This is a genomic window from Pseudomonas sp. RGM2987 (assembly GCF_022952855.1).
In the GTDB taxonomy this organism is placed as follows: Bacteria; Pseudomonadota; Gammaproteobacteria; order Pseudomonadales; family Pseudomonadaceae; genus Aquipseudomonas.
In genome coordinates, this window is record NZ_JALJDX010000201.1 from 1 (window position 1) to 26,197 (window position 26,197).

Consider the following 26,197-nt stretch of genomic DNA (forward strand, 5'->3'; position numbering starts at 1 on the left):
CGATCCTTCACTCGACATCTTTGGTGACTGACCCTCCGCATTCGCGAGCAAGCCCGCTCCCACAGGTACGCGGTATACGAGCCTCGCAGCTGCGGGTGCTGAAGCCCATAATGGCCGTCGTGGTTTTAAGGGGAGATGAAGATTTGTTAACTGGACGGTGGGGAGGGCTTGTGGTTTTGGTGGGCGTTCTGTCCGGCTGCGGCTACGGCGACACCTTGGAACGTTTCGACGGCCCGACCATGGGCAGCCGCTATTCCATCCAATACGTCAGGCATGCCGCCACGCCCGGTCCGAAGGCGGTGCGGGCCGAGGTGGAAACTATCCTCGTCGACGTCGACCGGCAGTTCTCGACCTACCGCAGCGACTCCGACATCGAGCGATTCAACGCGCTGCCGGCCAACAGTTGCCAGGTCATGCCCGGTGCGGTGCTGGAGTTGATCCGCGTGGGCGAGCAACTGTCCTTGCAGAGTGACGGCGCCTTTGACCTGACGGTGGAGCCGCTGCTGAACCTGTGGGGGTTCGGCCCACAGTCTCGGGAGGAAAGCGTGCCGAGCGCCGAAGCCCTGGCCCGGGTGCGGCAGCGCGTAGGCCACGGACATTTGCGCATCGACGGCGACCGGCTGTGCAAGGATGCCGCCGTGGAAGTCGACTTCAACAGCATCGCCGCCGGCTATGCGGTCGACCGGATCGCCGCCAGGCTCCAGGCCCTGGGCATCGACAGCTACCTGGCCGAAGCCACCGGCGAACTCAAGGCCGTCGGCCGCAAGCCCGATGGCTCGGCCTGGCGCGTCGCCCTGGAAGAGCCCCGGGACGACCGCCAAGTGGCCGAGCGGGTGATCGAGGTCGATGGCTACGGGGTTTCGACGTCCGGTGATTACCGGCGTTACTTCGAGCAGGACGGCGCACGTTATTCCCACACCTTCGACGCACGCACCGGTGCACCGGTCCTACACAACCTGGCGTCAGTCACGGTGATTCATCCTTCGGCGTTGATGGCCGATGAACTATCGACGCTGTTGCTGATTCTCGGGCCTGAACGGGGCTGGGACTATGCCGAAAAACACGGCATTGGGGTATTTTTCGTGCTGCGTGATGGTGAGCGGTTTGTCACCCGGACGAACGATGCGTTTGAACGGATAAGTAGCGGGAAAACCCAATGATGACAGCAACGTTGGTTGCAGATGGCCCGTGGCGAGGGAGCTTGCTCCCGCTGGGCTGCGCAGCAGCCCTCTTTTGTGAGTGCTTCGCACTCAAGCGGGAGCAAGCTCCCTCGCCACGGTGACTTAGGCAATTTCCGGCTTGCGATGACAGGCTGGTGAAAGCGTAGGTGTGGCGAAATAGCGCAGGCAAAACTAGCCTCTGACGCGACCAAGGGGTAATGTGCGCGGCGTTGACGCTTCTATAGACTGTGGCCGGGCTCGTGAACCGGCCTGAAAATTGTTCCTTCATGTCGCAACCCGACGTGATTTAGCCGTCGGTACCCTAGTCGGTGCCACGGCCTGTTCTGAGGAGTACGCATGGCTGTCTACAACTACGACGTGGTGGTACTGGGTTCCGGCCCGGCTGGGGAGGGCGCGGCAATGAACGCCGCCAAGGCAGGGCGCAAGGTGGCGATGGTCGACAGCCGTCGGCAGGTCGGCGGCAACTGCACCCACTTGGGTACCATCCCGTCCAAGGCCTTGCGTCACTCGGTGCGGCAGATCATGCAGTTCAACACCAACCCGATGTTCCGGGCCATCGGCGAACCGCGCTGGTTTTCCTTTCCTGACGTGCTCAAGAGCGCCGAGAAGGTGATTTCCAAGCAGGTCGCCTCGCGTACCGGCTACTACGCCCGTAACCGGGTCGACGTGTTCTTCGGCACCGGCAGTTTCGCCGACGAGCAGACCGTCGAAGTGGTCTGCGGCAATGGCGTGGTCGAGAAGCTGGTGGCCAAGCACATCATCATCGCCACCGGCTCGCGCCCGTATCGCCCGGCCGACATCGATTTCAACCACGCCCGTATCTATGATAGCGACACCATCCTGAGCCTGGGCCACACCCCACGTAAACTCATCGTCTACGGCGCGGGCGTGATCGGTTGCGAATACGCCTCGATCTTCAGTGGTCTGGGGGTGCTGGTGGAACTGGTGGATAACCGCGGCCAGTTGCTCAGCTTCCTGGACTCGGAAATCTCCCAGGCCCTGAGCTATCACTTCAGCAACAACAACATCACGGTGCGCCACAACGAAGACTATGAGCGTGTCGAAGGCGTGGATAACGGCGTGATCCTGCACCTCAAGTCCGGCAAGAAGATCAAGGCCGACGCCTTGCTCTGGTGCAACGGTCGCACCGGCAACACCGACACCCTGGGCCTGGAAAACATCGGCGTGAAGGTCAACAGCCGCGGCCAGATCGAAGTCGACGAGAACTACCGCACCTGCGTGCCTAACATCTACGGCGCCGGTGACGTGATCGGCTGGCCGAGCCTGGCCAGTGCCGCCCACGACCAGGGTCGCTCGGCCGCCGGCAGCATCGTTGACAACGGCAGCTGGCGCTTCGTCAACGACGTACCGACCGGTATCTACACGATTCCGGAGATCAGTTCCATCGGCAAGAACGAGCAGGAGCTGACCCAGGCCAAGGTACCCTATGAAGTGGGCAAGGCCTTCTTCAAGAGCATGGCGCGGGCGCAGATCGCCGGTGAGCCGCAAGGCATGTTGAAGATCCTGTTCCACCGCGAAACGCTGGAAGTGCTGGGTGTGCACTGCTTCGGTTACCAGGCTTCGGAGATCGTCCATATCGGCCAGGCGATCATGAACCAGCCGGGCGAGTTGAACACCCTGAAGTATTTCGTCAACACCACGTTCAACTACCCGACCATGGCCGAAGCCTATCGGGTAGCGGCCTACGACGGGCTCAACCGGCTTTTTTGAGCGGCTCCGGCCGGTGGCCTGAGCCGGCCGGGGAGACCGATTTCAGCAATTCTCGAGGGTGGCGGTGGCCAAACCGGGAAAGTCTGTAATCAGGCTGTCAGCGCCAAAGTCGGCGAGCCTGCGCATCAGCGCGGGTTCGTTGACCGTCCACACCGACACATGCAAGCCCTGGCGCTGCGCCTTGGCCAGGCGCTCCGGCGTGCACAGGGTCCAGTTCAATGCCAGGATCTCGCAGCCATAGCTCTGGGCGACCTTCAACGGGTCGAGCCAGGCGTATTCGGCCACCAGCCCGCGAGAAATGTCCGGGGTCAGGTCCAGGGCGGCCTTGAGCACTTCCCGTGAGCTGGAGGTGATGGTGATCTTGTCCAGCAGTCCGAAACGCTGGGCCATTTCGCGGATCCCCAGCACCGTTGCGGCAGCGCGGGTGCGCGAAGCGCTTTTGACCTCCAGTTGCCAATGCTCGAAATCACATTTCTCGAACAACTCTTCCAGGCGCGGGATCGGGCATGGCTTGATCCAGCCCGGGCCACCCTTGCGCGCATCGTAGGTCACCAACTCGGCGGCGGAATGTTCCACCACCTTGCCGCGACGATCCGTAGTGCGCTTGAGGGTCGGGTCGTGGATCACCATCAACTCGCCGTCCATGGACAGGTGCAGGTCCAGTTCGCAACGGCGCACGCCGTGCTTGAGACACTCCTGAAAACCGGTCAGGGTATTTTCCGGTGCTTCGCCCTTGGCGCCGCGGTGGCCATAAATGAGGGTCACGGTTCTTCCTTATTGATACCTGATTCGTTCAGTTCCCGGGCCAGGCGTCGTTCTTGCGCCTGTTTCTGCAGGATGTAGCGCGCCAGCAACTGGCGCTGGGCGTCGGTCGGGCGTTCGAACTCGGTGCCCACGTCAAAGCCGTCGCCCTTGGGATCGCAGTGGGTGACACGGGCCCGAAGCAAAAGCCCGAGCGCTTGGGGCATCAGCACCAGTTTGACCGACAGGTGCGAGCCGACGGCGACCGGCGTTGGGTACTGGAAGTCGATGCCGCCTTCGGAAATGATCACCGGCTGCGGTTCGCCGATCTCACCGAGCACCGTCAGGGCGATGACCTGGCTGAGCAGGTCGATGCGTTTGTTCATCACCTTGAGGTACGCCGCGATGCTGCGCTCGCGCTCGCTGATCTGGCGCAGCAGGTGCTGGGACTCGAATTCGCTCAGGTGCAGTTCACTGAGCAGATTGAACAGTGGGGAAGCATCCTGCAACACTTCCAGGCCGGCGGCTTCTGGAATGGACAGGGGCCGAATTTCCAGTGCGATCATGTCCTCGATACGGTAGTATTCGCGGCGATCTTCTTCATCTAATGTCGACATGGCGAACCCATGGTAGCGGCGGTGGTCTGAGTGTAAAGCTGGTTTGTGACCCCCGCCACAAGGACGTTCCTTTTCCCTCCGAACAAGCCCCGACATGTTCAGACCACTCTTCGTATTCATCGGCACGCGTTATACCCGTGCAAAACGCCGCAATCATTTCGTATCGTTCATTTCCCTGACATCCATCATCGGCCTGGCCCTCGGCGTGGTCGTGATGATTGTCGTGCTGTCGGTGATGAACGGCTTCGATCATGAGATGCGCACCCGCGTGCTGGGCATGGTGCCCCACGCGACCCTCGAAACCGGCGAGGCCATCAGCGATTGGCCGAGCCTGGCCGCCAAGGTCAAGCAGAACCGGCAGGTACTGGCCGTTGCGCCGTTCACCCAGATGCAGGGCCTGCTGACCAACAATGGCAAGGTCTCCAAAGTGTTGCTCAATGGCATCGATCCCACGCTCGAGCGGCAGGTGTCGATCATCGATAACTTCATGCAGCAGGGCAAACTCGACGACCTGGCGCCGGGCAGCTTCGGCATCGTCATCGGTGACAAGGCGGCGGCCAAGCTCGGCGCGTCCATCGGTGACAAGCTGACCTTCGTCGCGCCGGAGGTCACCGTAACGCCGGGCGGCATGTTCCCGCGCATGAAGCGTTTCACCGTGGTGGGCATTTTCCATGTCGGCGCCGGTGAGCTGGACGGTTACCTGGGCGTGACCAATCTTGAAGATCTGGCGCGCCTGCATCGCTGGAAAGCCGACCAGGTCCAGGGTTTGCGCTTGAAGTTCGACGACCTGTTCCAGGCGCCGCGTGCGGCGTGGACCATCGCCCAGCAACTTGGCGAGGACCGCTACTACGCCCGTGACTGGACCCGGACCCACGGCAACCTCTACCAGGCCATCCGCATGGAAAAAGCCATGATCGGCCTGCTGTTGCTGCTGATCGTCGCCGTCGCGGCCTTCAACATCATTTCCACGCTGGTGATGGTGGTGAACGACAAGAAGGGCGACATCGCGATCCTGCGCACCCTGGGCGCCACGCCCGGGCAGATCATGCGCATTTTCATGGTCCAGGGCACGGTGATCGGCGTGATTGGCACGCTGGCCGGCGCGCTGGTTGGCATGTTTGCCGCGTTGAACGTCAGCGCCGCGATTGCCGGCCTCGAAGGCCTGATCGGACACAAGTTTCTCAACGCCGACGTGTACTTCATCGACTACCTGCCGTCGCAATTGCAGGCGGACGATGTGTTGATGGTCTGCGGCGCCGCGTTGGTCCTGAGTTTCCTCGCCACCCTGTATCCTGCCTGGCGTGCCGCGCGCACCCAGCCGGCGGAGGCGTTACGTTATGAGTGAGTCGGGCATGAGTGAAAAAGCGATCTTGAGCTGCCGCAACCTGGGCAAATCCTACGAGGAGGGCCCGGAATCGGTGGTGGTATTGTCGGGCTTGCAGCTGGAACTGCATCCTGGCGAGCGCGTAGCGATTGTCGGTACTTCCGGCTCGGGCAAGAGTACCTTGCTGAACCTGCTTGGCGGCCTCGATACGCCGACCACAGGCAGCGTCTGGCTGGCCGGCGAAGAGCTCTCGGCATTGAACGAAAAGGCCCGTGGCCTGTTGCGCAATCGCTCCCTGGGCTTTGTCTACCAGTTCCACCATCTGCTGCCCGAGTTCACTGCACTGGAAAACGTCTGCATGCCGCTGCTGATCGGTCGCACGGCGATTCCCGAAGCCCGTCAGCGCGCCACGGCGTTGCTGGAGCGGGTAGGGCTGGGCCATCGCCTGGAGCATAAGCCGGCGGAGCTGTCGGGTGGCGAGCGCCAACGCGTGGCGATTGCCCGGGCGCTGGTCAACAAGCCAGGCCTGGTGATGCTCGATGAGCCGACCGGCAACCTCGACTCCCACACCGCCCAGGGTATCCAGGACCTGATGCTGGAACTCAGCACCTCGATGCGCACGGCGTTCCTGGTGGTAACCCACGACATGAACCTGGCCCGGCAGATGGACCGCGTCCTGCACTTGCAGGAAGGTTGCCTGACACCCATCTGACCGACCGCAACCCGGCGTTTGCTGCAAGCGCCGGGTCTTTTATCTTTTTACGGTGCCCCGCGAATGTTCAGACCGTTATCGATCTTTATCGGCACGCGCTATACCCGCGCCAAGCGTCGCAATCGCTTCGTTTCGTTCATCTCCATGACGTCGATGATCGGCCTCGCCCTGGGCGTGCTGGCGATGATCGTGGTGCTGTCGGTGATGAACGGCTTCCAGCGTGAAATGAGTTCGCGCATCCTGGGCATGGTGCCCCACGCGACCATCGTCGGCGTCAACCCGATCGACGATTGGCAGCCGGTGGCCGCCGCGGCGCTGAAAAATCCTGAGGTGACCGCCGCCGTGCCGTTCACCGAGCTGGAAGGCATGCTCAGTCATAAGGGCTCGATGCAGCCGATCCAGATCAGCGGCATCGACCCGGCCCAGGAAGGTAAGGTGTCGATCGTTGCCCAGCACATTGTCCAGGGGCGTCTCGATGCCTTGAAACCGGGTGAGTTTGGCGTGGTGATCGGTGAGATCACCGCCCGGCGGTTTCGCCTGAACGTGGGCGACAAACTGACCCTGATCGTGCCGGAAGTCAGCACTGCGCCTGGCGGGATTACCCCGCGGATGCAGCGGCTGAACGTGGTGGGCGTGTTCAAGGTTGGCGCGGAGCTGGACGGCTCCATGGCGTTGATCCATGTGGCCGACGCGGCGCAGATGCAGCACTGGCAGCCGAACCAGGTACAGAGCGTGCGCCTGGCCGTGAAGGATCTGTACGCGGCGCCGAAGGTTTCCGGTGACATCGCCACCGGCCTCGGTGCCGACTACAAGGCCGATGACTGGACGCACACCCAGGGCAGCCTGTTCAGCGCCATGAAAATGGAAAAAACCATGATTGGCCTGTTGTTGCTGATGATCGTCGCGGTGGCGGCGTTCAACATCATCGCCACCTTGATCATGGTGGTGAACGACAAGGGCGCGGACATCGCGATTTTGCGCACCATCGGCGCCACGCCCCGGCAGATCATGGCGATCTTCATGGTCCAGGGGACGGTGATCGGCATCGTCGGCACGCTCATCGGCGGCGTGCTGGGGGTGATTGCGGCGTTGAACGTCAGTGAGCTGGTGGGCTGGTTGGAACGGGTCAGCGGCCAGCACATCTTCAGTTCCGATGTGTACTTTGTCAGCAACCTGCCTTCGGAGCTGCAGCGCGGCGACGTGGTGTTGATCTGCTCCGCCGGGTTCATCCTGAGCTTCCTGGCCACCGTGTACCCGGCCTGGCGCGCGGCGAAGATCGAACCGGCGCAGGCGTTGCGGTATTCCTGAGCCCGGCGCAGCGCTCCGTGGCGAGGGAGCTTGCTCCCGCTTGAGTGCGAAGCGCTCACAAACGGGGCCGCTACGCAGCCCAGCGGGAGCAAGCTCCCTCGCCACAGGGGGTTGCGTCCGCTCAATCTTGCTTCGGCAACTCGATCAGAAAGCGCGTCCAGCCATCGGCTGATTCACAGCGGATCTCCCCACCATGGGCGCGGATGATCGAGCGGGTGATCGCCAGGCCCAGTCCGGCATGCTCGCTGCTGCCTTCCTGGCGGGCTGGGTCGGCGCGGTAGAAACGGTCGAACAGGCGTGGCAGCAAGTCCTCCGGGATCCCTGCGCCGCTGTTCTCTACGCTGACGTTGACTACTTCGGCCCCGTCGATAATCCGCACCTGCACAACGCCGCCCTCGGGGGTGAAGCGTAGGGCGTTGTCCAACAGGTTGGAGAGAGCCCGGCGCAACATATTGCGGTCACCCTGCAGGCGGCCGTCGCCCTCGCGGTTCAAGCGGACATCGGCGTCCTCGGCCAGGGGCGCGAAGAACTCCAGCAGCACGTCCACTTCCTCTGCACACTCCAGCGCTTCGCGATTCGGCGCCAGCAGGCCATGGTCGGCCTTGGCCAGGTAGAGCATGTCGTTGACCAGTTGCGCCATCCATTGCAGTTCTTCCAGATTACTGTGCAGCGCCTCGCGGTAATCCTCCGGCGAGCGCTCGCGGGTGAGGGTGACCTGGGTATGGGTCAGCAGGTTCGACAAGGGCGTGCGCAACTCATGGGCGATGTCGGCGGAGAACGCCGATAGCCGCTGAAACGCATGGTCCAGGCGTGCGAGCATGGCGTTGATGCTGTGGGCCAATTCCGCCAGTTCCGTAGGCATTTGCTCTTCCGGCAGCCGGGCGTTGAGGGAGCGGGCCGAGACGCTGCCGGCAATCGCCCCCATGCGGCGCAATGGACGCAAGGCGCGGCGAGCCGCCCAGGCGCCAAGCAGGGCGGTGGCCAGCGCCGATAGACCGACGGTCAGCCAGATCAGGCGCTGCATCCGTTGCAGGAAGTGCTGGTGATGGGTGATGTCCAGCAGCAGCGTCAGTTGTGGCGAGCCTGGGCGGTCGGGAAAGAGCGGCGCGTTCAACACGCGATAATCAACGTCGCCATCATTGAGGGTGGCGAGGCCGGGCGTTTCCGGCAACCGGGCCGGAATCCGGATCGAGCTGTCATACCAGCGCACCCCGTCGCTGCCTTTGACGCGCAGGGCCAGGTCGGCCTGGCGGCTCAATTCATCTTCCAGGCGGCGTTGCGTCTGCCCGGCGTCGAGGTCTTGCAGGGCGCGGCGCAGGCCGATCAGCTTGCCTTCGAGCAGTTGCTGGTCCAGCTCAATGAAATGCGCCTCGCTGCTACGGCTGAACGACACCCCGGCAAACAGCGACACCACGGCGGTGCAGGCGGCAAACAGCAGCGCCAGACGGCTGCTCAGCGACCAGCGGCCCGTCACAGGCTGCGCTCCTCAAGCACATAGCCCATGCCCCGCACGGTGTGGATCAGTTTGCCGGGGAAATCGTCGTCAATCTTGAGTCGCAGGCGCCGGATCGCGACTTCGATGACATTGGTGTCGCTGTCGAAATTCATGTCCCAAACCTGGGAGGCGATCAGCGACTTGGGCAGCACTTCACCCTGGCGGCGCAGGAGCAATTCCAGCAAGGCGAATTCCTTGGCGGTGAGGTCGATGCGTCGGCCACTGCGCTCAACGCGGCGGCGCATCAGGTCCAGGCGCAAGTCCGCCAGTTGCAGACTCGTTTCCTGCTGCATCGAGCTGCCCCGGCGCAGCAGGCTGCGCACCCGGGCCAGCAACTCGGAGAAGGCAAACGGTTTGACCAGGTAATCATCGGCACCCAATTCCAGGCCGTGCACCCGATCCTGCACCGCGTCCCGCGCCGTGAGGAACAGCACCGGCGTCTCCAGGCCGGCACCGCGGACGGCTTGCAGAATCTGCCAGCCATCGCGACCCGGTAGCATCACGTCGAGGATCAACAGCGCATAGTCACCGCTCAAGGCCAGTTGCTGGCCAGTGATGCCATCGGCCACCAGATCGGCGTTGAACCCTGCTTCACTCAAGCCCTGGCGCAGGTATTGGCCGGTTTTCGTTTGGTCTTCGACGATCAGCAGTTTCATGGCGGGCTCAAGGGATGGTTCGGACGTGGGCGTTATACCTTGGCGGGCTGGGCTACGGCGCAAGCTGACAAAGTTGTAATCATGCTGTCAGTCGGATGGCAGCCACGCCACGGTAAGGTTTCCCAAGCTTATCCGGTTGGAGTACGAACATGTTGATGGGAAAACCTTGGGTCCTGGCCGCTTGTGCGCTGTTGTTCACTGCGTCGTCGTGGGCATCGCCCGGCCAGCATTTTGAATTCGGCCAGCCAGCTCCGGCAGCCAAGGCCAGTCGCAGCATCGATGTGGTGATGGGCGACATGACGTTCAATCCCGGTGCCCTTGAAGTGAAGGCGGGCGAGACGGTTCGTTTCGTACTGATCAACAAAGGGCAGTTGCTCCACGAATTCAACCTGGGCAACGCCGCGATGCATACCGAACACCAACAGCAAATGCAGCAGATGCAACAGGACGGCCAACTGACGCCGACGGCGATGAAGGCCGGCATGGAGCATGGGGCCATGGGGCACGATCAGGCCGGCATGGGCCACGACGACCCCAATAGTGTATTGGTGGAGCCGGGCAAGACGTCCGAGCTGACCTGGACGTTCACCAAGGCCACCCGCCTGGAATTCGCCTGCAATGTGCCCGGGCATTACCAGGCCGGTATGAAAGGCGATTTGACTGTCAGTCAGTAAGCGCTCAAAGGCTGCGGCAAAGGCTGTTAGAATCCGCTGATTCTTCAGTCAGGTTTCCGTCATGCATCCCGCAGCCGAACATTCGCCGCTGGGCAAATCCAGCGAATACGTCGCGACCTACACACCGTCACTCCTGTTCCCGATCCCGCGCACCGCGAAATGGGCGGAACTGGGGCTGACGGCCGACACGCTGCCGTACAAGGGCGTGGATTTCTGGAACTGTTTCGAGCTGTCCTGGCTGTTGCCGTCTGGCAAGCCGGTGGTAGCCATCGGTGAGTTCGCGATCCCGGCGGACTCGCCGAACATCATCGAATCCAAATCCTTCAAGTTGTACCTCAACTCACTGAACCAGACCCCATTCGCTGATACCGCGAGCCTGGAGGCGACCCTGCGCCAGGATCTGTCGGCGGCCGCCGGCAAGCCGGTTGGCGTGCGGATCCGCAATCTCAAGGACGTGGAAAACGAGGGCGTTGTCGCGTTGCCCGGCGTGTGTATCGACGATCTGGACATCAGCGTCGATTCCTACGAGCACCCGCGTCCGGAACTACTGCGGTGTGATGAATCGCGTGTCGTCGAGGAAAGCCTGCACAGCCATTTGCTCAAATCCAATTGCCCGGTGACCAGCCAGCCGGACTGGGGCAGCGTGGCGGTGCACTATCGCGGCGCGGCGCTGGATCATGCGAGCCTGTTGGCCTACATCGTCAGCTTCCGCCAGCATTCGGATTTCCATGAGCAATGTGTGGAGCGGATTTTTCTCGACCTGCAGCGCTTGCTCAAGCCTGAGACGTTGACGGTGTATGCGCGGTATGTGCGGCGGGGTGGGTTGGATATCAATCCGTATCGCAGCACGGAAGCGGAGCAGTTGCCGAACCATCGGTTGGTGCGCCAGTAACGTTACTGTTTCTTGCGGCTGTACCCAATCCAATTGTGGGGGCGGGCTTGCTCGCGAAAGCGTTGGGTCAGTCAGCACATAGGTTGAATGTGCCTCCGTCTTCGCGGGCAAGCCCGCTCCCACAGGGGCGTGGGGTTGAACATAAGATTTGTATTCACCCCGGATTCATTGTGGGAGCGCAGGGATAAAAGTGAAGCCCACTATCAATAGCGGGCTTCTCTGCCATTCAAATCCCGATATTGCCCAGCGTCAGCACAATGTTGCGCAGGGTTCCCGCAATGGCGGGGTGCTTCAATTCGAAGCTTTCCACGGCAAGGTTCACGCCGTCGACCAGGTTGGTGTCCTGAAGCTGGTTTTCCAGCTGGATTTCAGCTTCGATCTGAGCCATCAACTGATGTAGGTGTTCGCGCTCCGGCTCAGACAGTGGCGGGGTCTGGTCCAATTGCTCGCGCAGGGTATCGAGTTGTTCTTGCAGTTCGCGGCGGGCAGGCATTGACGTACTCCCTTTATGGATAGGCACAGCCATGGACCGCGACGGTGCGGTAAAAGTCCGTGGCTTGCCTTAAGAGTAATCCACCCTCAAGCGCCCTGCATGATCCCAGTCATGGCTTCTCGCCTTTGAACCGACGCAGGTTGATGTCTGCCAGGCAGGTGTCGAGTTCGCCCAGGTGATCGATGACCGAGTGCACGCCCAGGCTGAACAATTGCACCGTCGCCTTGGCACGTCTGGTTTCCCTTTCCTGTTGGCTCAACGCTTGCCATTCACCGGGCGTGAGGCCGCACAGCGAGCCGCAGGAGGCCAGCCCGATGGTCCACAGGCCGGCGTTGAGTCCCGACTGCAATAGGCGAGGTTCGCCACTGACCAATACACAGCCGTCCAGTTGCTGGACATTCAATGCCATCAGCGCTTGCCAGCAAGCGTGGGGGGCCGGCCATGGATAATTTGTTGCAGGAAGTTGCGGCGGTTTGATCCAACCTGGCAGCGAAGCCGCCAGGGCATGGCTGACCGCCGGTGGCAATTCGTCCAGCCAGGCGCAGGGGATCTTTTGAAGTTGCAGGCGGTGCAGGCTGTCCAGCGCCCCCGGGGTCGGTTGCGCGTGTTCGGCCGGTGCGGCTCCCGGTTGTCGAACCCGTGCTCCGAAATCCACCAGGCATCCACTCAGGCCAAACAGTACGGCGGTCAGGCTGGGCGCGGGGAGGGGCAGGGCTTCGGCGCGGGGCATGGGGACGTCCTTGAAATAAACGCCAGCCTACCGGCCCTTAATGACAGTCCAATGACAGTGGAGTGACTGCGCTTGGCTAGCGGAAACGTCCTACGGCGCGCTTCTTTTCGGTGCTGCCTATCCGCGCGTTCCGTCTTATACTAGCCATCTTACCGCCTGGGCTCGGCGCCCTTGCCTGAATAAACCAAGGAGTTCTCCCTTATGCGCTGGAGCCATCATCTAGCTCAGCTGTGTCTTTCCGCCAGCGTCCTGCTGGTTCCGTTCGCTGCCCAGGCCGCCACGGAGGAAGATCCTTGGGAAAGTATCAACCGTCCGATCTTCACCTTCAACGACACCCTGGATACCTATGCCCTCAAGCCGCTGGCCCAGGGTTATCAGTACGTGACGCCGCAGTTTCTCGAAGACGGCATCCACAACATGTTCCGCAACATCGGTGACGTCGGCAACCTGGCCAATAACGTGCTGCAGGCCAAACCGGCCGCCGCCGGGGTCGACACTGCCCGGCTGATCTTCAACACCACCTTCGGCCTGCTGGGGTTCTTCGACGTCGGCACCCAGATGGGATTGCAGCGCAGCGACGAGGATTTCGGCCAGACCCTGGGTTACTGGGGCGTAGGCAGCGGACCCTACGTGATGCTGCCGCTGCTGGGCCCGAGCACCCTGCGGGATGCGCCGGCCAAGTATGTCGACAGCTACACCGGCCCCTATCGTTACATCGACAACGTTTCGGTGCGTAACTCGATCTTCGGTCTGAACATCGTCGACACCCGTGCCAGCCTGCTTTCGGCCGAGAAAATGGTCAGCGGTGACAAGTACGTGTTCATCCGCAATGCCTACCTGCAAAATCGCGAATTCAAGGTCAAGGATGGTCAAGTCGAGGACGACTTCTGATTCGACCCTGGCAAGCCAGAAGGCGGCCTAAAAAGGCCGCCTTTCGTGTTTTTTGCGCAGGGCGCCCCCGGACTGGTCCTTTCATTGAGTTACGCTTCGCTCGGTTCTTATAACTCTCTGTGCTTTGACAAATAAAGACGGCGAGCGGCTATCCGCATGAGCTTGAAACGCCCCGCGGATGGGAGTACCGTCTGCGCCTTAGAAGGGCACCTCTGATGTAATCGTGTGTAAGGCGCGGCCTGAAAACGGTAAGAACAGAGTGGCTAGAAAGCGAATCCAGTAGTGCGTGCCAGGCCAGACAGCCCAGCCCGCTACGCCAACCTAATTCTGGCGCCGTTTGCCCACATGCCAAAAACCAGTGCCACGCTGCTGATAATCGATGATGACGAAGTGGTGCGAGCCAGTCTCGCGGCCTACTTGGAAGACAGTGGTTTCAGCGTCCAGCAGGCCAGCAACGGCCAACAGGGTCTTCAGGTATTCGAGCAAGACAAGCCCGACCTGGTCATCTGCGACCTGCGCATGCCGCAGATGGGCGGACTCGAACTCATTCGCCAGGTCACCGAGATTTCCTCGCAGACCCCGGTAATCGTCGTTTCTGGCGCCGGCGTAATGAGCGACGCGGTCGAGGCCTTGCGCCTGGGCGCGGCGGACTATCTGATCAAGCCTCTTGAAGACCTGGCGGTGCTCGAGCATTCGGTGCGCCGGGCCCTGGATCGTTCGCGCCTGTTGCTGGAAAACCAGCGCTACCGCGAAAAACTGGAAACCGCCAACCGCGAGCTGGAAGCCAGCCTGAACCTGCTGCAGGAAGACCAGAACGCCGGTCGCCAGGTGCAGATGAACATGCTGCCGGTCAGCCCCTGGACCGTCGACGGTTTCCGCTTTGCCCACCAGATCATCCCGTCGTTGTACCTGTCGGGAGATTTCGTCGACTATTTCCGCGTCGACGAGCGGCGGGTAGCGTTCTACCTGGCGGACGTTTCCGGGCACGGTGCTTCTTCGGCATTCGTGACGGTGCTGCTGAAATTCATGACCACGCGCCTGTTGTTTGAGTCCAAGCGCAACGGCACGTTGCCCGAGTTCAAGCCTTCTGAGGTCCTTGGGCATATCAACCGGGGCCTGATCAGTTGTAAGCTGGGCAAACACGTCACGATGGTCGGTGGAGTCATCGACGAGGAGACTGGCTTGTTGACCTATAGCATCGGCGGGCATCTGCCGTTGCCTGTGTTGTATACGCCAGACAGTGTGCGTTACCTGGAAGGGCGTGGTTTGCCGGTGGGCCTGTTCAACGAGGCCACCTACGAAGACCACGTGCTGGAACTGCCTCCGACGTTCAGCCTGACGCTGATGTCTGATGGCATTCTGGACCTTTTGACGGAACCTACACTCAAAGAGAAAGAAGCGGCCTTGCCTGAGCGGGTGAGTGCAGCGGGCGGCAGCCTGGAAGGCTTGCGTCAAGTGTTTGGATTAGCCACGCTCGGGGAGATGCCGGATGATATCGCCCTGTTAGTGTTGAGCAGGAACCTTTGATGAGTACCGGTAGAATCCAGTTCGCCGAGCAGGACGGCACCTTTGTCCTGAAGTTTGTCGGTGAAGTGCGCCTGACCCTGTGTTCGGCGCTGGATGCGACTATTGAGCGGATCTTCACCGCGCTGAACTTCAGCGCCATCGTGATCGACCTGACCGAAACCCGCAGCATCGACAGCACCACCCTGGGCCTGCTGGCCAAACTGTCGATCCTGTCGCGGCAAAAGGTCGGTTTGCTGCCGACTGTCGTCACCACCCACAACGACATCACCCGTCTGCTGCAATCAATGGGCTTCGACCAGGTGTTCAACATTGTTGGCGACCCCGTGCCTTGCCCTGAATGCCTGGACGACCTGCCTGATCAGGACCAGTCCGAAGAAGAGGTGCGGATCAAGGTGCTGGAAGCGCACAAGATCCTGATGGGGCTGAACGACTCCAATCGTGAAGCCTTTCATGACCTGGTCAACGCGCTGGAGCGCCCGGGCGGCTGAAGTCCCCTCAATCCCCTTGTGGGAGCGGGCTTGCTCGCGAAGACGGGCTGACAGGCTACATCAATGTTGGAGTGCAGGCCCCTTCGCGAGCAAGCCCGCTCCCACAGAAGCAAAAAGGGGCGAACCCATCAAGGTTCGCCCCTTTTGTTTGCCTCTGTTTCACTCAAAGCTTGGCTTGCAGCAACGCCTCCAGCTTCTCCTGGTCCCGGGCAAACTGACGGATACCTTCGGCCAGTTTCTCGGTCGCCATGGCGTCCTCGTTGGACAGCCAGCGGAACTGCGCTTCATTGAGGTTCAAGCGGGCTTCCCCGGCTTGTCCTGGCGCCAGCTTGCGTTCCAGCTTGCCTTCATCGGCCGCCAGTTTCTCCAGCAATTCAGGGCTGACGGTCAAGCGGTCGCAACCGGCCAGTTGCTCGATCTGGTTGAGATTACGGAAGCTTGCGCCCATGACCACGGTCTTGTAGTCGTTGGCCTTGTAGTAGTTGTAGATGCGCGTCACCGACTGTACGCCCGGATCGTCGGCGCCAGTGTAGTCGCTGCCATTGGCTTTCTTGTACCAGTCGTAGATACGGCCTACGAACGGCGAGATCAGGAACACCCCGGCATCGGCACAGGCGGCGGCCTGGGCGAAGGAGAACAGCAGGGTCAGGTTGCACTGAATGCCTTCACGCTCCAACTGCTCGGCGGCGCGGATGCCTTCCCAGGTGGATGCAATCTTGATCAGCACGCGATCCCGGCCAATGCCGGCCTTTTCATACAGATCGATCAGACGATGCGCACGCTTCAACATGGCCTCGGTGTCGAACGACAGGCGCGCGTCCACTTCAGTGGAAATACGCCCCGGGATCACTTTCAGAATTTCTTGCCCGACCGCCACGGCAAAACGGTCGCTGGCCAGGCCCACATCGCCCTTGCAGTCCGCCACGCAGGCGTTCAGCTGCTCGGCGTAGCCCGCGATGGCCGAGGCCTTGAGCAGCAGGGAAGGGTTGGTGGTGGCATCCACGGGTTTGATGCGGGCGATGGCTTCGAAGTCGCCGGTGTCGGCCACTACGGTGGTGAATTGCTTGAGTTGTTCCAGCTTGGAAGTCATGAGCGTGCTCTGTCCTATGGGTCTGTTGACATTACCCGAGGGCCGGCAGCCACTCAAGGGCGTGAAGAGGTATCGAAGGCCCCGGCGGCAACAACCTGAAAACGGCTGTTTGAAAGGCCGGGGCGGGTATCGGTAGATACGATGCCAAAACCGCGCGCAGGTTCAAAGCAAGTGACCGTTAACGCCCCTCCAGCAACTGCCCCGCCTGATCCAGCAGCGCCAACGGATCCTTGGTCTTGTGGATATCCACCGACAATAGTTGCCGAAACCGCCGAGCCCCCGGAAAACCCGTGCCCAGCCCGAGTACATGGCGGGTGATGTGATGCATCGCGCCACCGGCGGCCAGATGATCGGCAATATAAGGCCGCAACTGTGCCAGCGCCTCGGCCCGGCTGATGATAGGCGCGCTGCTGCCGAACAGCTGTTGATCCACCTCGGCCAGCAGGTACGGGTTGTGATACGCCTCGCGGCCCAGCATCACACCGTCGAAGGTCCGCAAATGCTCATGGCAGGCCTCCAGCGTCTTGATCCCGCCGTTGAGTACGATCTCCAGCTCCGGAAAGTCCGCTTTCAACCGCGCCACCACGTCATAGCGCAGCGGCGGAATATCGCGGTTCTCCTTCGGCGACAGCCCTTCCAGAATCGCAATCCGCGCATGCACGGTAAAGCTGGTGCAACCGGCGTCACGCACCGTGGCGACGAAGTCACACAACTGCTCATAACTGTCACGCCCATTGATCCCGATCCGATGCTTGACCGTCACCGGAATCGACACCGCATCACGCATCGCCTTCACGCAATCGGCCACCAACTGCGGATGCCCCATCAGGCAGGCGCCGATCATGTTGTTCTGCACCCGGTCGCTGGGGCAGCCGACGTTGAGGTTGACCTCGTCATAGCCATGCTCCTGGGCCATGCGCGCGCAAGCCGCCAGATCGGCCGGGACGCTACCGCCCAACTGGAGAGCCAGCGGGTGCTCGGATTCGTGGTGGCGCAGGAAGCGTTCGTGGTCACCGTTGAGCAAGGCACCGGTGGTGACCATTTCGGTGTAGAGCAGGGCGTGTTTGGACAGGATGCGTAGGAAGTAGCGGCAGTGGGGGTCAGTCCAATCCATCATCGGTGCGACGCTGAAGCGGCGGGACAAGGGTTGCTGGGGGGCTGGGTATAGAGGCATCGGGGATCTGGATGGAGAGGCGGAGTGCCGCAGTTTAACAGGAATGAGGTAGGCGAGGTTCTGGAGGAGGACTGAGCAGCGTGCTTCGCTGGTTGGCGATCGGCGCAGTGGGAAGCCGAGGTTAATAAACCTATTCCCTTTTCCCGACCTCGTCAGGCCGCTTAAGGTGATTGTGTCTGAGCCCGTTCCCGGTGGATGCCGGAATTGGATACCTCAAACACTGGAGCTGATGTGTGCGGCCATTCGCGGTAAGCCAAAAGCAAGCGCCCAGCACGGCGCTTTATAAGAGGGATTCATCATTTTGCGTTGCATCCCTCATTCCGGATTCGGAGACGTTGGCTTAGTTTGCCAGAACATCGCGGAACACATCAGGTCGAAGCGCTGCGATGTGCAATAGGGACCTGGCTGCACCAGAGGGTGAGCGGCGCCCTTGTTCCCACTCCTGCAGCGTGCGCACCGACACGCCCAGAAGTTCTGCGAATTTGGGTTGAGACAGCCCCGTTTTGCTGCGTGCTTCAGCGGCTTCGGTGACCTCGATCTGATGCACCTCACCATGGCGGCCTGCCTTCACATCAATGATGGCGGCTAGCAGTTCTTCGCCTAGGTTGCGTTTGGCATCGCGTGCCAAGAGTTCTTTTTCAGTCAGGACCATGATTCATCTCCTTTGCGATTTTGCGCAGGACATGCGCCGGTATGTTCTCGGTAACGCCTTTGCCGTAGATCAGCAGGGCAACCAATGCTCCACTTGCGAGTTGCGCGGTGTAAATGACCCTCACTGCTCCGCTTTTGCCGCGACCCTCCATGCTCCAGCGTATTTTACGGCAACCCTCTGATCCAGGTATCACCGCTCCGGCATCCGGGTTGTTGGCCAGGAAGGACATGAAGGCGCCGCGCTCCTCTTCAGTCCAGTAATCGGGCCAAAGCTTGGTGAACAACGGGGATTCGATAATTGTGAGCATCCGGGGATCATACGTCTTTGACGTAGGATAATACAAGAGCCCGCTTCTTTAGGTTGGGGAGGCTGGTTGCTTGAAATTTGCTACAGAGGACAATTCGATACGCTAGATATCCAATGTCTACGGAGGTGTTGGTGACTAATAGCCCCAATCCATCATGGGGGCAACAGAGAAGCGGCGGAAGAGTTGAGCGGGAAATCTGAATCGGGAGGGCTGAGAGCACAGTTTATCAGGGATGGAAGCAGGGGTGGTGGGGAGACCTGTCGCATCTTGATATGCAAAAAACACATAAAAGGGTTGAGTTTTGTACTGTTTTTATACAGTTTCATTAGTCAAGCCATCGACATCAGAGCTGGACCTGTATTCCTGATTTGGCCTGCAAATCCGCTGTTTATCATATGCACCAGTGTTGTAAAAGTTATTGGAGAAGTAAATGACAGGAACGTTAGATTTACCGCCGCTGCTTATTACCCCCGATGGCCCGCTACCCAATCCTCCGGGACCTATTTCAGGAATCATTGCAAAGCCAATACCTTGGAATGGACAAGTTGTAGAGGTCGCGGAACTTGAAAGTTTTTTCAAGCGGCGGGATGTGACAAGTCAGCATAATGTGATGACCGTGATTTTTACAGTTTTTCAGCTGAACAAGAGTATTGATGATTCCTATAATACCTATTTTGTTAGATTAAGTTCTGAGTTAAACGCAGAAATCACTGCTGCTGTCGGATCTGTTGGCCGTTTTCCCTTGGATAGGCTGAAGGCTGAAAGAAATGTTGTTGCTATGCTTTTGGCGAAGGAGGTGCCAGAGCTAGCCGCAAGTTCAATAACGGCAAGTGCTTTTTTTGGAGGCAGTCCGTTTGATAGGACTATGAAGAAAAGGGCAGTTGATTTTGTAAATATCCTTGGTAAGCGTAACGGCCGATCGCCATTGAATACCTATAAAGACTGGCTGAAATCCATTGCTGCGGCGTATAGAAGAAGGGTGCTCGCGGAGCGAGTAAGGATATTAACTGAGAAATCGCAAGCTCTAGCTGCTGCCATTTCGGCGGCGGAAGCGGAGGAAAATTTTAGAGTATGGGGAGGCGTTATTGCTTGGGCAGCTAAATACAACTCAAGGAAAGAGCCGATTGTCAAGCAGTACAATTTTGATAAGGCTAATGTCGAAAGGAATGTGCAATCGAAGCTTGATGTCGCTTCCGCAACCATTTCGGGCTCTATAGTTACACCTGCCGACTGGGTCAACAAGGCTATTCAGGTAGTAACGCAGGTATTAAGCGATAATCGCAGGGAGCTGTCAGTCCTTGGTTCAGTATTGGCAAGGCACTCAGACATAGACTTTAAAAATCAAGATCTCAGGGCGTTTCTCGAACGCACACGAGATGGAAATATAGATCCTGATGTGTCATTTGCCCAAGAGCTCTTGGCTATTCAAGCTGCCTATCGAAGTGATGTTTTAAATGATGAAATTTGGAGTCTTGAACAGAGGTTGTTAAAATTAATTGCTGCTCAGGAAAAACAAGCGGAAGAGCGAGCGGCCACTGGTATCCCACCATTATCGCCTCCTGATGTTAAATTGGATGCTAACTTGGAGGAGGCAAAAAAATTAAGGCAGGCGGCTGAAATTATCGCAGGGGGAGAGGCTTACGTCCTTGGGGTATTTTATTCTAAGGTTCGAAATAATGGTGATTGGGATTATAAACAGCGTGGCAGGGAGTTTGAAGAGTTTGGTAATTTCAATTATGGTGCTACTGGAACGGCGGCAGGCATTCCGGAGCAGATTCTATTAAGAGCTGCCGGAGCCGCTCAATCCGTAGCAGGAACTTCAAGGGAGGAGTTTGGGAAGTGGTGGGGGCAGTCGCCTTATGGTGATGATCGCATGGACCAGATATGGATAAAAGCGGGTATAGATTATGCTAAATCTAAAGGCTTCTAAGTGGGCGTTTTTGATGTTGCTAATGATTTGTGTGGCTCAGGCGGCGTATATTTTTACGACAAGCCCTGCTTCGCCAGAGCCGTCAAGAATAGTGTCTGTGACGCCAGTTGATTCAGTCGGTGCTGTCTACGAAGTTCTTTATGACTCAGGAGGGGCAACCGTTCCATTTGTCTATCGGTATTTTCTTATGGAGAAAGATGATGATTCGATCAAGGTGCTTAACAAGGTAAAGTCACTTAGCCCGTTCCTGGTGACGCAGAGTCCTGATGCGGTACGTACAGCTCTACCCGGGAGGGTCAAACTCAGGACCTTGGATGTGGTATATGAATATAGGAACGTTGCTTATTATGAGGTCAATGGGGAGTGGAAACAGGTTAAGTTTGACCTGATTTCAGATATCCCCTAAGGGCAAAAGCCAAAAAGGCGCCATAGGCGTCTTTTTTTGATTACTTGGTAAGGACGGACCGAGATTAATGAATTTGTCCCCTTTTCCTACTTTTCCTAAGAATAGACGCTTCGCAAAGGCAGCTCGATCAGCCTGGATTATCCCCAGTTTGCCTCCCTGAGATGATTGAAATTTATAACGTCAACGCAATGCTGATGGGCGAAGCTGGCAACCCTTAAGTCATCGGTGAGTACAAGATAATTGTTTTTTGCTGCGGCAATGATTCCTACATCCGCCAGTCCATAAGGAAACAATTCAAAGTCTTTGGAAATATCTAACGCGGGGCAATGGATTTCAGATATGGAAGATAGTGAATTTTTCAAGGTTTCGTAGAATTCTTGCAGGTGTTTGCCATATAGGCCGTTTGTAAGGTTGCTCAGCTCTGCGAGAATGTGGGGTGTTGAAATAAGCTTTTCGAATTTATCAATTACGTTAATCAGGAGCAGGTAGTCGTCAGATGTATATCCACTGGTACGCTTAAAGTCAACGATGCTGGGTGTGCCTCCAGCGATCACTAGTAGTAATAGATTGGTGTCAACTATAATTCCTTTTTTGCGATATTGCTTTATATAGGCATCAATCATACTTCACGGATCTTCATAGAGCGAAACTCTCCAGTCTCCGCATCGATAATGAAGGTTTTGTATTTTCGCGTGTACATCTGCCCGGCTAGTGCTGCGCCTAATCGATCAAATTTGTGGGCAGCAGGGACGTTGAATCCTAAAGTTATCGCCCATGCTCTATTAGCTTTGTCGAGCTCGACTTCTTCGAGTAAGAGATCGTTGAGCGCCATCTCTTGCCCTAGGAAATCATTTGCTGCCGATTTGGCAACCTGAACCGCATCCTTCACTTCTATCATTTCAGCTCCTTCATCGGGTCTGGGTACGTGTAAGCTCCCTGATCATAGCACTTCACCTTGCGGCGCCTCATACCTATAAAGGCAGTCAGGAGATTACAGTGTCCGGCACCCGCTGAGATTTGGGCGTCTGTGACGGCCATTCAAACCAGCCAGGAAAGCGAAGGTGAGCGGCAGGGGAGCTGAAGTCAGCCCCGCTGATATGCAGAATCTGCGCACGGGGCGTAGAGGCGATGCTGTACCCGCTGAGAGAGCTGCCGGATGACGTCCATGCCTTTCGTTACTGGCCGGTTGCACCCGATCTCGCCAGGTCGGACCATTGCCTGAGCCACCGTCATAGGTGCCTGTCCAGACTCAGTAAACACGGGTGCTGTCCCTGGTGTAACGACGGTTGTCATCGAGTCCTACAGCCACATAACTCGTAACACCGAGCCCTAGTCCCGAGGCTACGTCACCTTGCGCCATTGCCTACAACTAAGACAGAATCCGCCCGCTTGTGCGCCATTGGGCCGGGGCTCTATTGTTTCCGAGTCGCTGAAAATCAGCGATCGGGTTTAGCAGCCTGACTCCCCAAACGCACAGTGCTCTGCATTCGAGAGCAGGCTTTAGTGTCTGCACCTATGTAATGGCGGTTGTGCGTGGGAGACCTTCGGGTCTACCGGCTCTAGGGGTCCGGTCTGCTAACCCGCGTACAGCTGCCACCCTCTCGTATAGCAGCGAGATTGGCAGCTCCAATACCCCTAGGAGCGTCATCATGCACAAAGTAACTCCCAACCCTCCGGAAACGGACCCCAGCTCTGCCGGCCTCGATCCAAAGAAAGTCCAAGAGGCCACCGATCGCGCGCTGGATTTCTACCTGAAACCGAAAGAAAGCGAAGCCAAAACGGACCCATCACCGGGTCAGCTCTTCACCGTCATCGACGGTATCGACACTGAAAGTCTGCTCGCCAACCTCAGCGAAAGCCTGGCTTCGGCCAACGCCATGATAAACATCCTTGCGTTCGACCTTGAAGGGTCGCGGCGGCATGTTGCGCTGGGCATTCTACAAGTCATCGAATTGAGCGAGCTGTTGGCGAATCGGGCGTTGGATAACGTCGATCCGCGCTAGCGCCGTGCCCGTGACGTAAAGCTGAGCCGGACCTTGTAGCCCCCCTGACTACAGAGCCGCCGACTCGAACAGGCACGGGCGAAGCAGCCTGTGCAGTGTCCTTCAAACACTGCGCAGGCAATCCATGGCCGACTATCTTAACGGCGTACGGACATCCTTGAAGAAGGAGCGTATCCAGGGAACATCTGAAATCACTGACTCATGTTAATGCAGGTAACAGTTCCGTCAGTGAGCTCGACCAGGCTCAAGGCGCCATCCCCAAAGGAGCAACCCGTGTCGATATAAACGACGTTACCCAGGCGCGTAACGCTCGGCACGGTCGAGTGGCCCACGTAGAGCTGGTCTATTCCTCTGACAGGATCATGGTTTTGCCGCTCGATTTTCTCCCGAGCGTACAGCGCCATGCTCACGGCTCGCAGCCGACAAATCTCCCCCAGTTGCCCGGATAACGCTTCCTTGGCTTTCTGCCAATCGTCATCTATCAGCGTCAGCGGGGCTTCGGCGTGTACGATGCCCACTGTTCTCCCGTCCAACAAGTCGACTTCAATGATCGTCGGAAGCGCTTGGAGGACCGTGGAAAGTTCATCTTGGAGCGTTGGCGCCAGCTCGTAGAGCCAGGCCCCACCGTTTCGGGTGTGCCTGGGAATGTCGCCGTGTCCCGAGACGCAGTCAATCAGCATTTGTTCATGATTGCCCCGAACCGCATGAAACCACGGTTGTGAAAGCCAGTTCACGACCTCCACGGAGTCGGGGCCGCGATCAATCAGGTCACCCACGGAGAAAACACGATCCTGTTCAAGGTCAAACTTTGAGCGATTCAGAAGCGCCCTTAAAAGCTCGAAGTGTCCGTGAACGTCACCCACGACAAAGTCACGGCCTTTCTCGTTGGATGGGAATGTTTTTATCGTGTTCATTCGTCGGTGTAGTTGTTAATGGAAACGGGACGGCTAGGGATGCTCCTATTGCTCTTTCTCCACAAGATTCCCATCGGCGTCATAGACCAGATACTCATCGCTATTGCCCGGAGCCCTCACATAGTAGCGCGCCTCGTTACCGTTATCTGGGACTTTCAGGCTCGTATAGGAGCCCAGTTTCTTCACCAGTGTATTGTTCTGGCTGATCAATACCAGGCCACTGTCGCCTTCCCGGACCGCAGCCGCGTAGCGGCTCTGGAACGCGCTGATCTGGTTATACTCCAGCGGAATCTGCAGTTTGCCGGCCAAGTCGATGGCGCCGTAACTGCTATCGCGCCCGACCACGGCCATGCCGTTGGAGAACGGCTCCACTTCGTCATACGGCAACTTGATGGGGAGCAGCGCGCCTTGGCGGTTGATAAAGGCAAAGGTCTTGTTTTTGGCGTCTTGCACCAGCAGCGGTTGCTCGCCGAAGAATCGACCGATCACGTTGTAACCCTGAAGGTTGATCCGTTTACCTTGCAGGTCGTGGACGTCCCGGCGGCTCTGATCGGCTGAGGTGGTGTAGAGGAGGTCACCGCTTTGCTCGATCGCGGAAAACTGCGCTGGCAGGATCTCTTTGCCGGCGAGGGTATAGGCGCCGTAGTGACCCTCCGTGGCATAGGTTTTGGTGCCCAGACGGGCGATGAACAGATTGCCGATCACCGTGGGGTTGACGAACTTCATCGGCAGGATGAAACGGTGATGCTTGGCGTCGTAGAGCCCATAAGGGCCATTGGTTTCCCGCTCCACCAACAGCAGGCCGTTATCCATTGCCTGGGATATGAGTTCGAACGGTAGATTGACGGGTTTATTGCTGCCCGCAGGGAAGTAGGCCGTTTGCTCCAGTACTTCGGAGTCAGGGTCGCGGGCGTTCTTCAGCGAAAGCAGCGTGTAGATTTGCGCGGCGCCTTGATCGGGTGCTTGAATCTGTAGCCAGCGTGGTTTGATCAACCACTGGCCGCTCTGGTCGATGAAACCGTAGAGGTCAGCGTTTCGGTCGAGGGCGATGTAACGGGTTTGCGCTGCAAGCAGGTTGGGCACACCTGCGAATACGGCGCTGTTGTCTTCCATCGGAGCAAGCACGTGGATGACGATACGCCGCGGCGTGGCCTCGAAGCGATAATCGGCCTCGGTGTTTTTCAGCGGCCCGGCCTGGGTGGAAAGCATTTCGACCAACTGCTCCAGCCGTTGCTGTACCGCCTGGCTGGTCTTGAACTGTGCGAGATCATCCTTGGTCTTGCGCAACGCCTTGTAGTAGTCACGCAACGCGTCAATGTCGCCCTCCGAAGGGAACGAGCGGGTGTTGTTGCCATTGCTGTAAAGCGCCTTGCCCGTGTCGGTCAGGCCCTGCACGACGAAGGTCGACGCTTTGGGCGTGCTCAGTCGCAGCGAAGCACTGTCGTCGCCCAGGGCGGTGAGCTGGAATTGTTGGCCGTCGCCGAGGGTGACCTTCGGGTGATCCTTGTCCAGGACGACTTTCTTGAACGCCGGATAACTGCGGTAGGCGATCGTCAGGTCGAGACTGGCCAAGGGTTTGTTGACCGAGAGTGTGATGACGTCACGGGACAGCGGAATATCGTCCGACTCCGCTTCGGGCTGCTTCTTGATATCGGCGAAAAGCGTCTCGCTGCCATCGCGAAAACGCAGGCGGTCCGGGCGGTACTGTTCGGCCGTTGGTTCATCCGGAGTGGCTGCGCGTTTCCACAAAGGATCAAGACTGCTGGTCTCAAGCCGCACTTCGGAACCGTCAGCAAACAGCTTTTGGGCGAAATGAATGTCTTGGACTGACGCCAGCGCAGTTTTGACCTCTGCGCTGGTGAAAGGAACGAACAGTTCCTCGTATTGCAGTTCCTGCTCGCCGGCGGGTTGGGTTCCCTCAACCTTCAGGCTGAGTTCCGTCTGGCTGACCAATTCCAACGACCGGAGGGTTTCATCGGTGTCGTTGATCAGGAAGTTCAGGCGCTTCTCCACATCCGGCAGCGCCAGTGTGCCGATGTCCTCTACGCCGCCTTCGTTCATGTCCTCGGCTGCGAAGTATTCACTCGCTGAGACATTACTTTGGCGAAACAAGTAGTAGGACGAACAGCCCACCACTAACAGGGTCACACTCAGTATCGACAGCAATCTCAAGCGAGGCTGGGGAAGGTTCATCGTGGCTTCGTTAGTCAGGGGGCGGGAAAGTGCGGCCAGCTAACCACACGGCCTGGCCGCCTGCCAAT

27 protein-coding genes are annotated in these 26,197 nt (G+C 58.7%); 13 read left to right on the forward strand and 14 right to left on the reverse strand.

The annotated features are described in order from the left end of the window. Window positions 1–170 precede the first annotated feature (170 nt). Together RGM2987_RS15670 and sthA are read left to right on the forward strand one after the other, a co-directional pair. Window positions 171–1,160 (forward strand): FAD:protein FMN transferase, encoded by a 990-nt coding sequence (locus RGM2987_RS15670; protein ID WP_245142793.1) that lies wholly within the window; start codon window positions 171–173, stop codon window positions 1,158–1,160. A 357-nt stretch (window positions 1,161–1,517) separates the two neighbouring features. Continuing rightward, the gene (sthA, locus tag RGM2987_RS15675; RefSeq protein WP_245142796.1) at window positions 1,518–2,912 is read left to right on the forward strand and encodes a Si-specific NAD(P)(+) transhydrogenase; all 1,395 of its coding nucleotides are present in this window, start codon (window positions 1,518–1,520) and stop codon (window positions 2,910–2,912) included. Between the two features lie 42 nt (window positions 2,913–2,954). On the opposite strand, the gene RGM2987_RS15680 is transcribed toward sthA, so the two are convergent. Both RGM2987_RS15680 and RGM2987_RS15685 read right to left on the reverse strand, forming a co-directional pair. After that, window positions 2,955–3,677 (reverse strand): glycerophosphodiester phosphodiesterase family protein, encoded by a 723-nt coding sequence (locus RGM2987_RS15680; RefSeq protein ID WP_109751590.1) that lies wholly within the window; start codon window positions 3,675–3,677, stop codon window positions 2,955–2,957. Continuing rightward, window positions 3,674–4,270 carry a PilZ domain-containing protein gene (locus tag RGM2987_RS15685; protein ID WP_245142799.1) on the reverse strand — a complete coding sequence of 199 codons (597 nt, stop codon included), beginning with the start codon at window positions 4,268–4,270 and terminating at the stop codon, window positions 3,674–3,676. The genes RGM2987_RS15680 and RGM2987_RS15685 overlap by 4 nt, the downstream gene beginning before the upstream one ends. Window positions 4,271–4,364: 94 nt before the next feature. Here RGM2987_RS15685 and RGM2987_RS15690 point away from each other — a divergent pair, with 94 nt between their 5' ends. From RGM2987_RS15690 to RGM2987_RS15700, 3 genes are all read left to right on the forward strand, one after another. Beyond that, window positions 4,365–5,615: a lipoprotein-releasing ABC transporter permease subunit gene (locus RGM2987_RS15690; RefSeq protein WP_245142802.1), complete on the forward strand. Its 1,251-nt coding sequence runs from the start codon at window positions 4,365–4,367 to the stop codon at window positions 5,613–5,615. A 7-nt stretch (window positions 5,616–5,622) separates the two neighbouring features. After that, window positions 5,623–6,306 carry a lipoprotein-releasing ABC transporter ATP-binding protein LolD gene (gene lolD, locus RGM2987_RS15695; protein WP_175459445.1) on the forward strand — a complete coding sequence of 228 codons (684 nt, stop codon included), beginning with the start codon at window positions 5,623–5,625 and terminating at the stop codon, window positions 6,304–6,306. Between the two features lie 63 nt (window positions 6,307–6,369). After that, the gene (locus tag RGM2987_RS15700; protein WP_245142805.1) at window positions 6,370–7,614 is read left to right on the forward strand and encodes a lipoprotein-releasing ABC transporter permease subunit; all 1,245 of its coding nucleotides are present in this window, start codon (window positions 6,370–6,372) and stop codon (window positions 7,612–7,614) included. 121 nt (window positions 7,615–7,735) lie between these two features. On the opposite strand, the gene RGM2987_RS15705 is transcribed toward RGM2987_RS15700, so the two are convergent. After that, complete coding sequence (locus RGM2987_RS15705) at window positions 7,736–9,088, reverse strand: heavy metal sensor histidine kinase (RefSeq protein ID WP_245142807.1); 1,353 nt, start codon at window positions 9,086–9,088, stop codon at window positions 7,736–7,738. Further along, window positions 9,085–9,765 (reverse strand): heavy metal response regulator transcription factor, encoded by a 681-nt coding sequence (locus RGM2987_RS15710; RefSeq protein WP_245142809.1) that lies wholly within the window; start codon window positions 9,763–9,765, stop codon window positions 9,085–9,087. Before RGM2987_RS15710 ends, RGM2987_RS15705 begins: the two co-directional genes overlap by 4 nt. Before the next feature lie 149 nt (window positions 9,766–9,914). Here RGM2987_RS15710 and RGM2987_RS15715 point away from each other — a divergent pair, with 149 nt between their 5' ends. Both RGM2987_RS15715 and queF read left to right on the forward strand, forming a co-directional pair. After that, the gene (locus RGM2987_RS15715) at window positions 9,915–10,439 is read left to right on the forward strand and encodes a cupredoxin family protein (protein ID WP_245142811.1); all 525 of its coding nucleotides are present in this window, start codon (window positions 9,915–9,917) and stop codon (window positions 10,437–10,439) included. A 61-nt stretch (window positions 10,440–10,500) separates the two neighbouring features. After that, window positions 10,501–11,331 (forward strand): NADPH-dependent 7-cyano-7-deazaguanine reductase QueF, encoded by an 831-nt coding sequence (gene queF / locus RGM2987_RS15720; RefSeq protein WP_245142814.1) that lies wholly within the window; start codon window positions 10,501–10,503, stop codon window positions 11,329–11,331. 226 nt (window positions 11,332–11,557) lie between these two features. Here the strand turns inward: queF and RGM2987_RS15725 are convergent, their stop codons facing one another. Further along, window positions 11,558–11,824 (reverse strand): DUF4404 family protein, encoded by a 267-nt coding sequence (locus tag RGM2987_RS15725; RefSeq protein WP_245142817.1) that lies wholly within the window; start codon window positions 11,822–11,824, stop codon window positions 11,558–11,560. A 109-nt stretch (window positions 11,825–11,933) separates the two neighbouring features. Beyond that, window positions 11,934–12,554, reverse strand: a complete 621-nt coding sequence (locus tag RGM2987_RS15730) for an HAD family phosphatase (RefSeq protein ID WP_245142820.1) — start codon at window positions 12,552–12,554, stop codon at window positions 11,934–11,936. Between the two features lie 201 nt (window positions 12,555–12,755). On the opposite strand from RGM2987_RS15730, the gene RGM2987_RS15735 reads away from it, so the two are divergent. From RGM2987_RS15735 to rssC, 3 genes are all read left to right on the forward strand, one after another. Then, on the forward strand, window positions 12,756–13,445 hold the full coding sequence (locus RGM2987_RS15735; protein WP_245142822.1) for a VacJ family lipoprotein: 690 nt from the start codon (window positions 12,756–12,758) through the stop codon (window positions 13,443–13,445). Window positions 13,446–13,790: 345 nt separating this feature from the next. Next, complete coding sequence (gene rssB, locus RGM2987_RS15740; RefSeq protein ID WP_245142825.1) at window positions 13,791–14,972, forward strand: two-component system response regulator RssB; 1,182 nt, start codon at window positions 13,791–13,793, stop codon at window positions 14,970–14,972. Further along, window positions 14,972–15,460, forward strand: a complete 489-nt coding sequence (rssC, locus tag RGM2987_RS15745; protein WP_003183367.1) for an anti-sigma factor antagonist RssC — start codon at window positions 14,972–14,974, stop codon at window positions 15,458–15,460. Before rssB ends, rssC begins: the two co-directional genes overlap by 1 nt. Before the next feature lie 163 nt (window positions 15,461–15,623). Here the strand turns inward: rssC and tal are convergent, their stop codons facing one another. The 4 genes from tal to RGM2987_RS15765 all read right to left on the reverse strand — a co-directional run bounded on the left by tal (window position 15,624) and on the right by RGM2987_RS15765 (window position 18,683). Beyond that, a complete protein-coding gene (gene tal / locus RGM2987_RS15750; RefSeq protein ID WP_245142827.1) occupies window positions 15,624–16,550 on the reverse strand; it encodes a transaldolase in 927 nt (308 codons plus the stop codon). A gap of 178 nt (window positions 16,551–16,728) precedes the next feature. Further along, complete coding sequence (dusA, locus tag RGM2987_RS15755; protein ID WP_245142829.1) at window positions 16,729–17,724, reverse strand: tRNA dihydrouridine(20/20a) synthase DusA; 996 nt, start codon at window positions 17,722–17,724, stop codon at window positions 16,729–16,731. A 340-nt stretch (window positions 17,725–18,064) separates the two neighbouring features. Further along, entirely contained in the window at window positions 18,065–18,376 is a 312-nt protein-coding gene (locus RGM2987_RS15760; protein ID WP_245142832.1) for a helix-turn-helix domain-containing protein, read from the reverse strand. Continuing rightward, window positions 18,363–18,683, reverse strand: a complete 321-nt coding sequence (locus RGM2987_RS15765; RefSeq protein ID WP_245142834.1) for a transcriptional regulator — start codon at window positions 18,681–18,683, stop codon at window positions 18,363–18,365. The genes RGM2987_RS15760 and RGM2987_RS15765 overlap by 14 nt, the downstream gene beginning before the upstream one ends. 430 nt (window positions 18,684–19,113) lie before the next feature. Between RGM2987_RS15765 and RGM2987_RS15770 the strand changes: the two genes are divergently transcribed. Both RGM2987_RS15770 and RGM2987_RS15775 read left to right on the forward strand, forming a co-directional pair. After that, window positions 19,114–20,613, forward strand: coding sequence for a polymorphic toxin type 44 domain-containing protein (locus tag RGM2987_RS15770; RefSeq protein ID WP_245142836.1), 1,500 nt, complete (start codon window positions 19,114–19,116; stop codon window positions 20,611–20,613). Between the two features lie 13 nt (window positions 20,614–20,626). Then, window positions 20,627–21,019, forward strand: coding sequence for a hypothetical protein (locus RGM2987_RS15775; RefSeq protein WP_245142838.1), 393 nt, complete (start codon window positions 20,627–20,629; stop codon window positions 21,017–21,019). A 137-nt stretch (window positions 21,020–21,156) separates the two neighbouring features. Here the strand turns inward: RGM2987_RS15775 and RGM2987_RS15780 are convergent, their stop codons facing one another. Next, window positions 21,157–21,642 carry a PIN domain-containing protein gene (locus RGM2987_RS15780; RefSeq protein ID WP_245142840.1) on the reverse strand — a complete coding sequence of 162 codons (486 nt, stop codon included), beginning with the start codon at window positions 21,640–21,642 and terminating at the stop codon, window positions 21,157–21,159. Beyond that, entirely contained in the window at window positions 21,639–21,917 is a 279-nt protein-coding gene (locus RGM2987_RS15785; protein ID WP_245142843.1) for a hypothetical protein, read from the reverse strand. The genes RGM2987_RS15780 and RGM2987_RS15785 overlap by 4 nt, the downstream gene beginning before the upstream one ends. A gap of 751 nt (window positions 21,918–22,668) precedes the next feature. Between RGM2987_RS15785 and RGM2987_RS15790 the strand changes: the two genes are divergently transcribed. Next, window positions 22,669–23,022, forward strand: a complete 354-nt coding sequence (locus tag RGM2987_RS15790) for a DUF6124 family protein (RefSeq protein WP_245142846.1) — start codon at window positions 22,669–22,671, stop codon at window positions 23,020–23,022. Window positions 23,023–23,213: 191 nt separating this feature from the next. Here the strand turns inward: RGM2987_RS15790 and RGM2987_RS15795 are convergent, their stop codons facing one another. Together RGM2987_RS15795 and RGM2987_RS15800 are read right to left on the reverse strand one after the other, a co-directional pair. Continuing rightward, window positions 23,214–23,936: a metallophosphoesterase gene (locus tag RGM2987_RS15795; RefSeq protein ID WP_245142848.1), complete on the reverse strand. Its 723-nt coding sequence runs from the start codon at window positions 23,934–23,936 to the stop codon at window positions 23,214–23,216. Between the two features lie 45 nt (window positions 23,937–23,981). Beyond that, the gene (locus tag RGM2987_RS15800; RefSeq protein WP_245142850.1) at window positions 23,982–26,129 is read right to left on the reverse strand and encodes a WG repeat-containing protein; all 2,148 of its coding nucleotides are present in this window, start codon (window positions 26,127–26,129) and stop codon (window positions 23,982–23,984) included. Window positions 26,130–26,197: the final 68 nt, after the last annotated feature.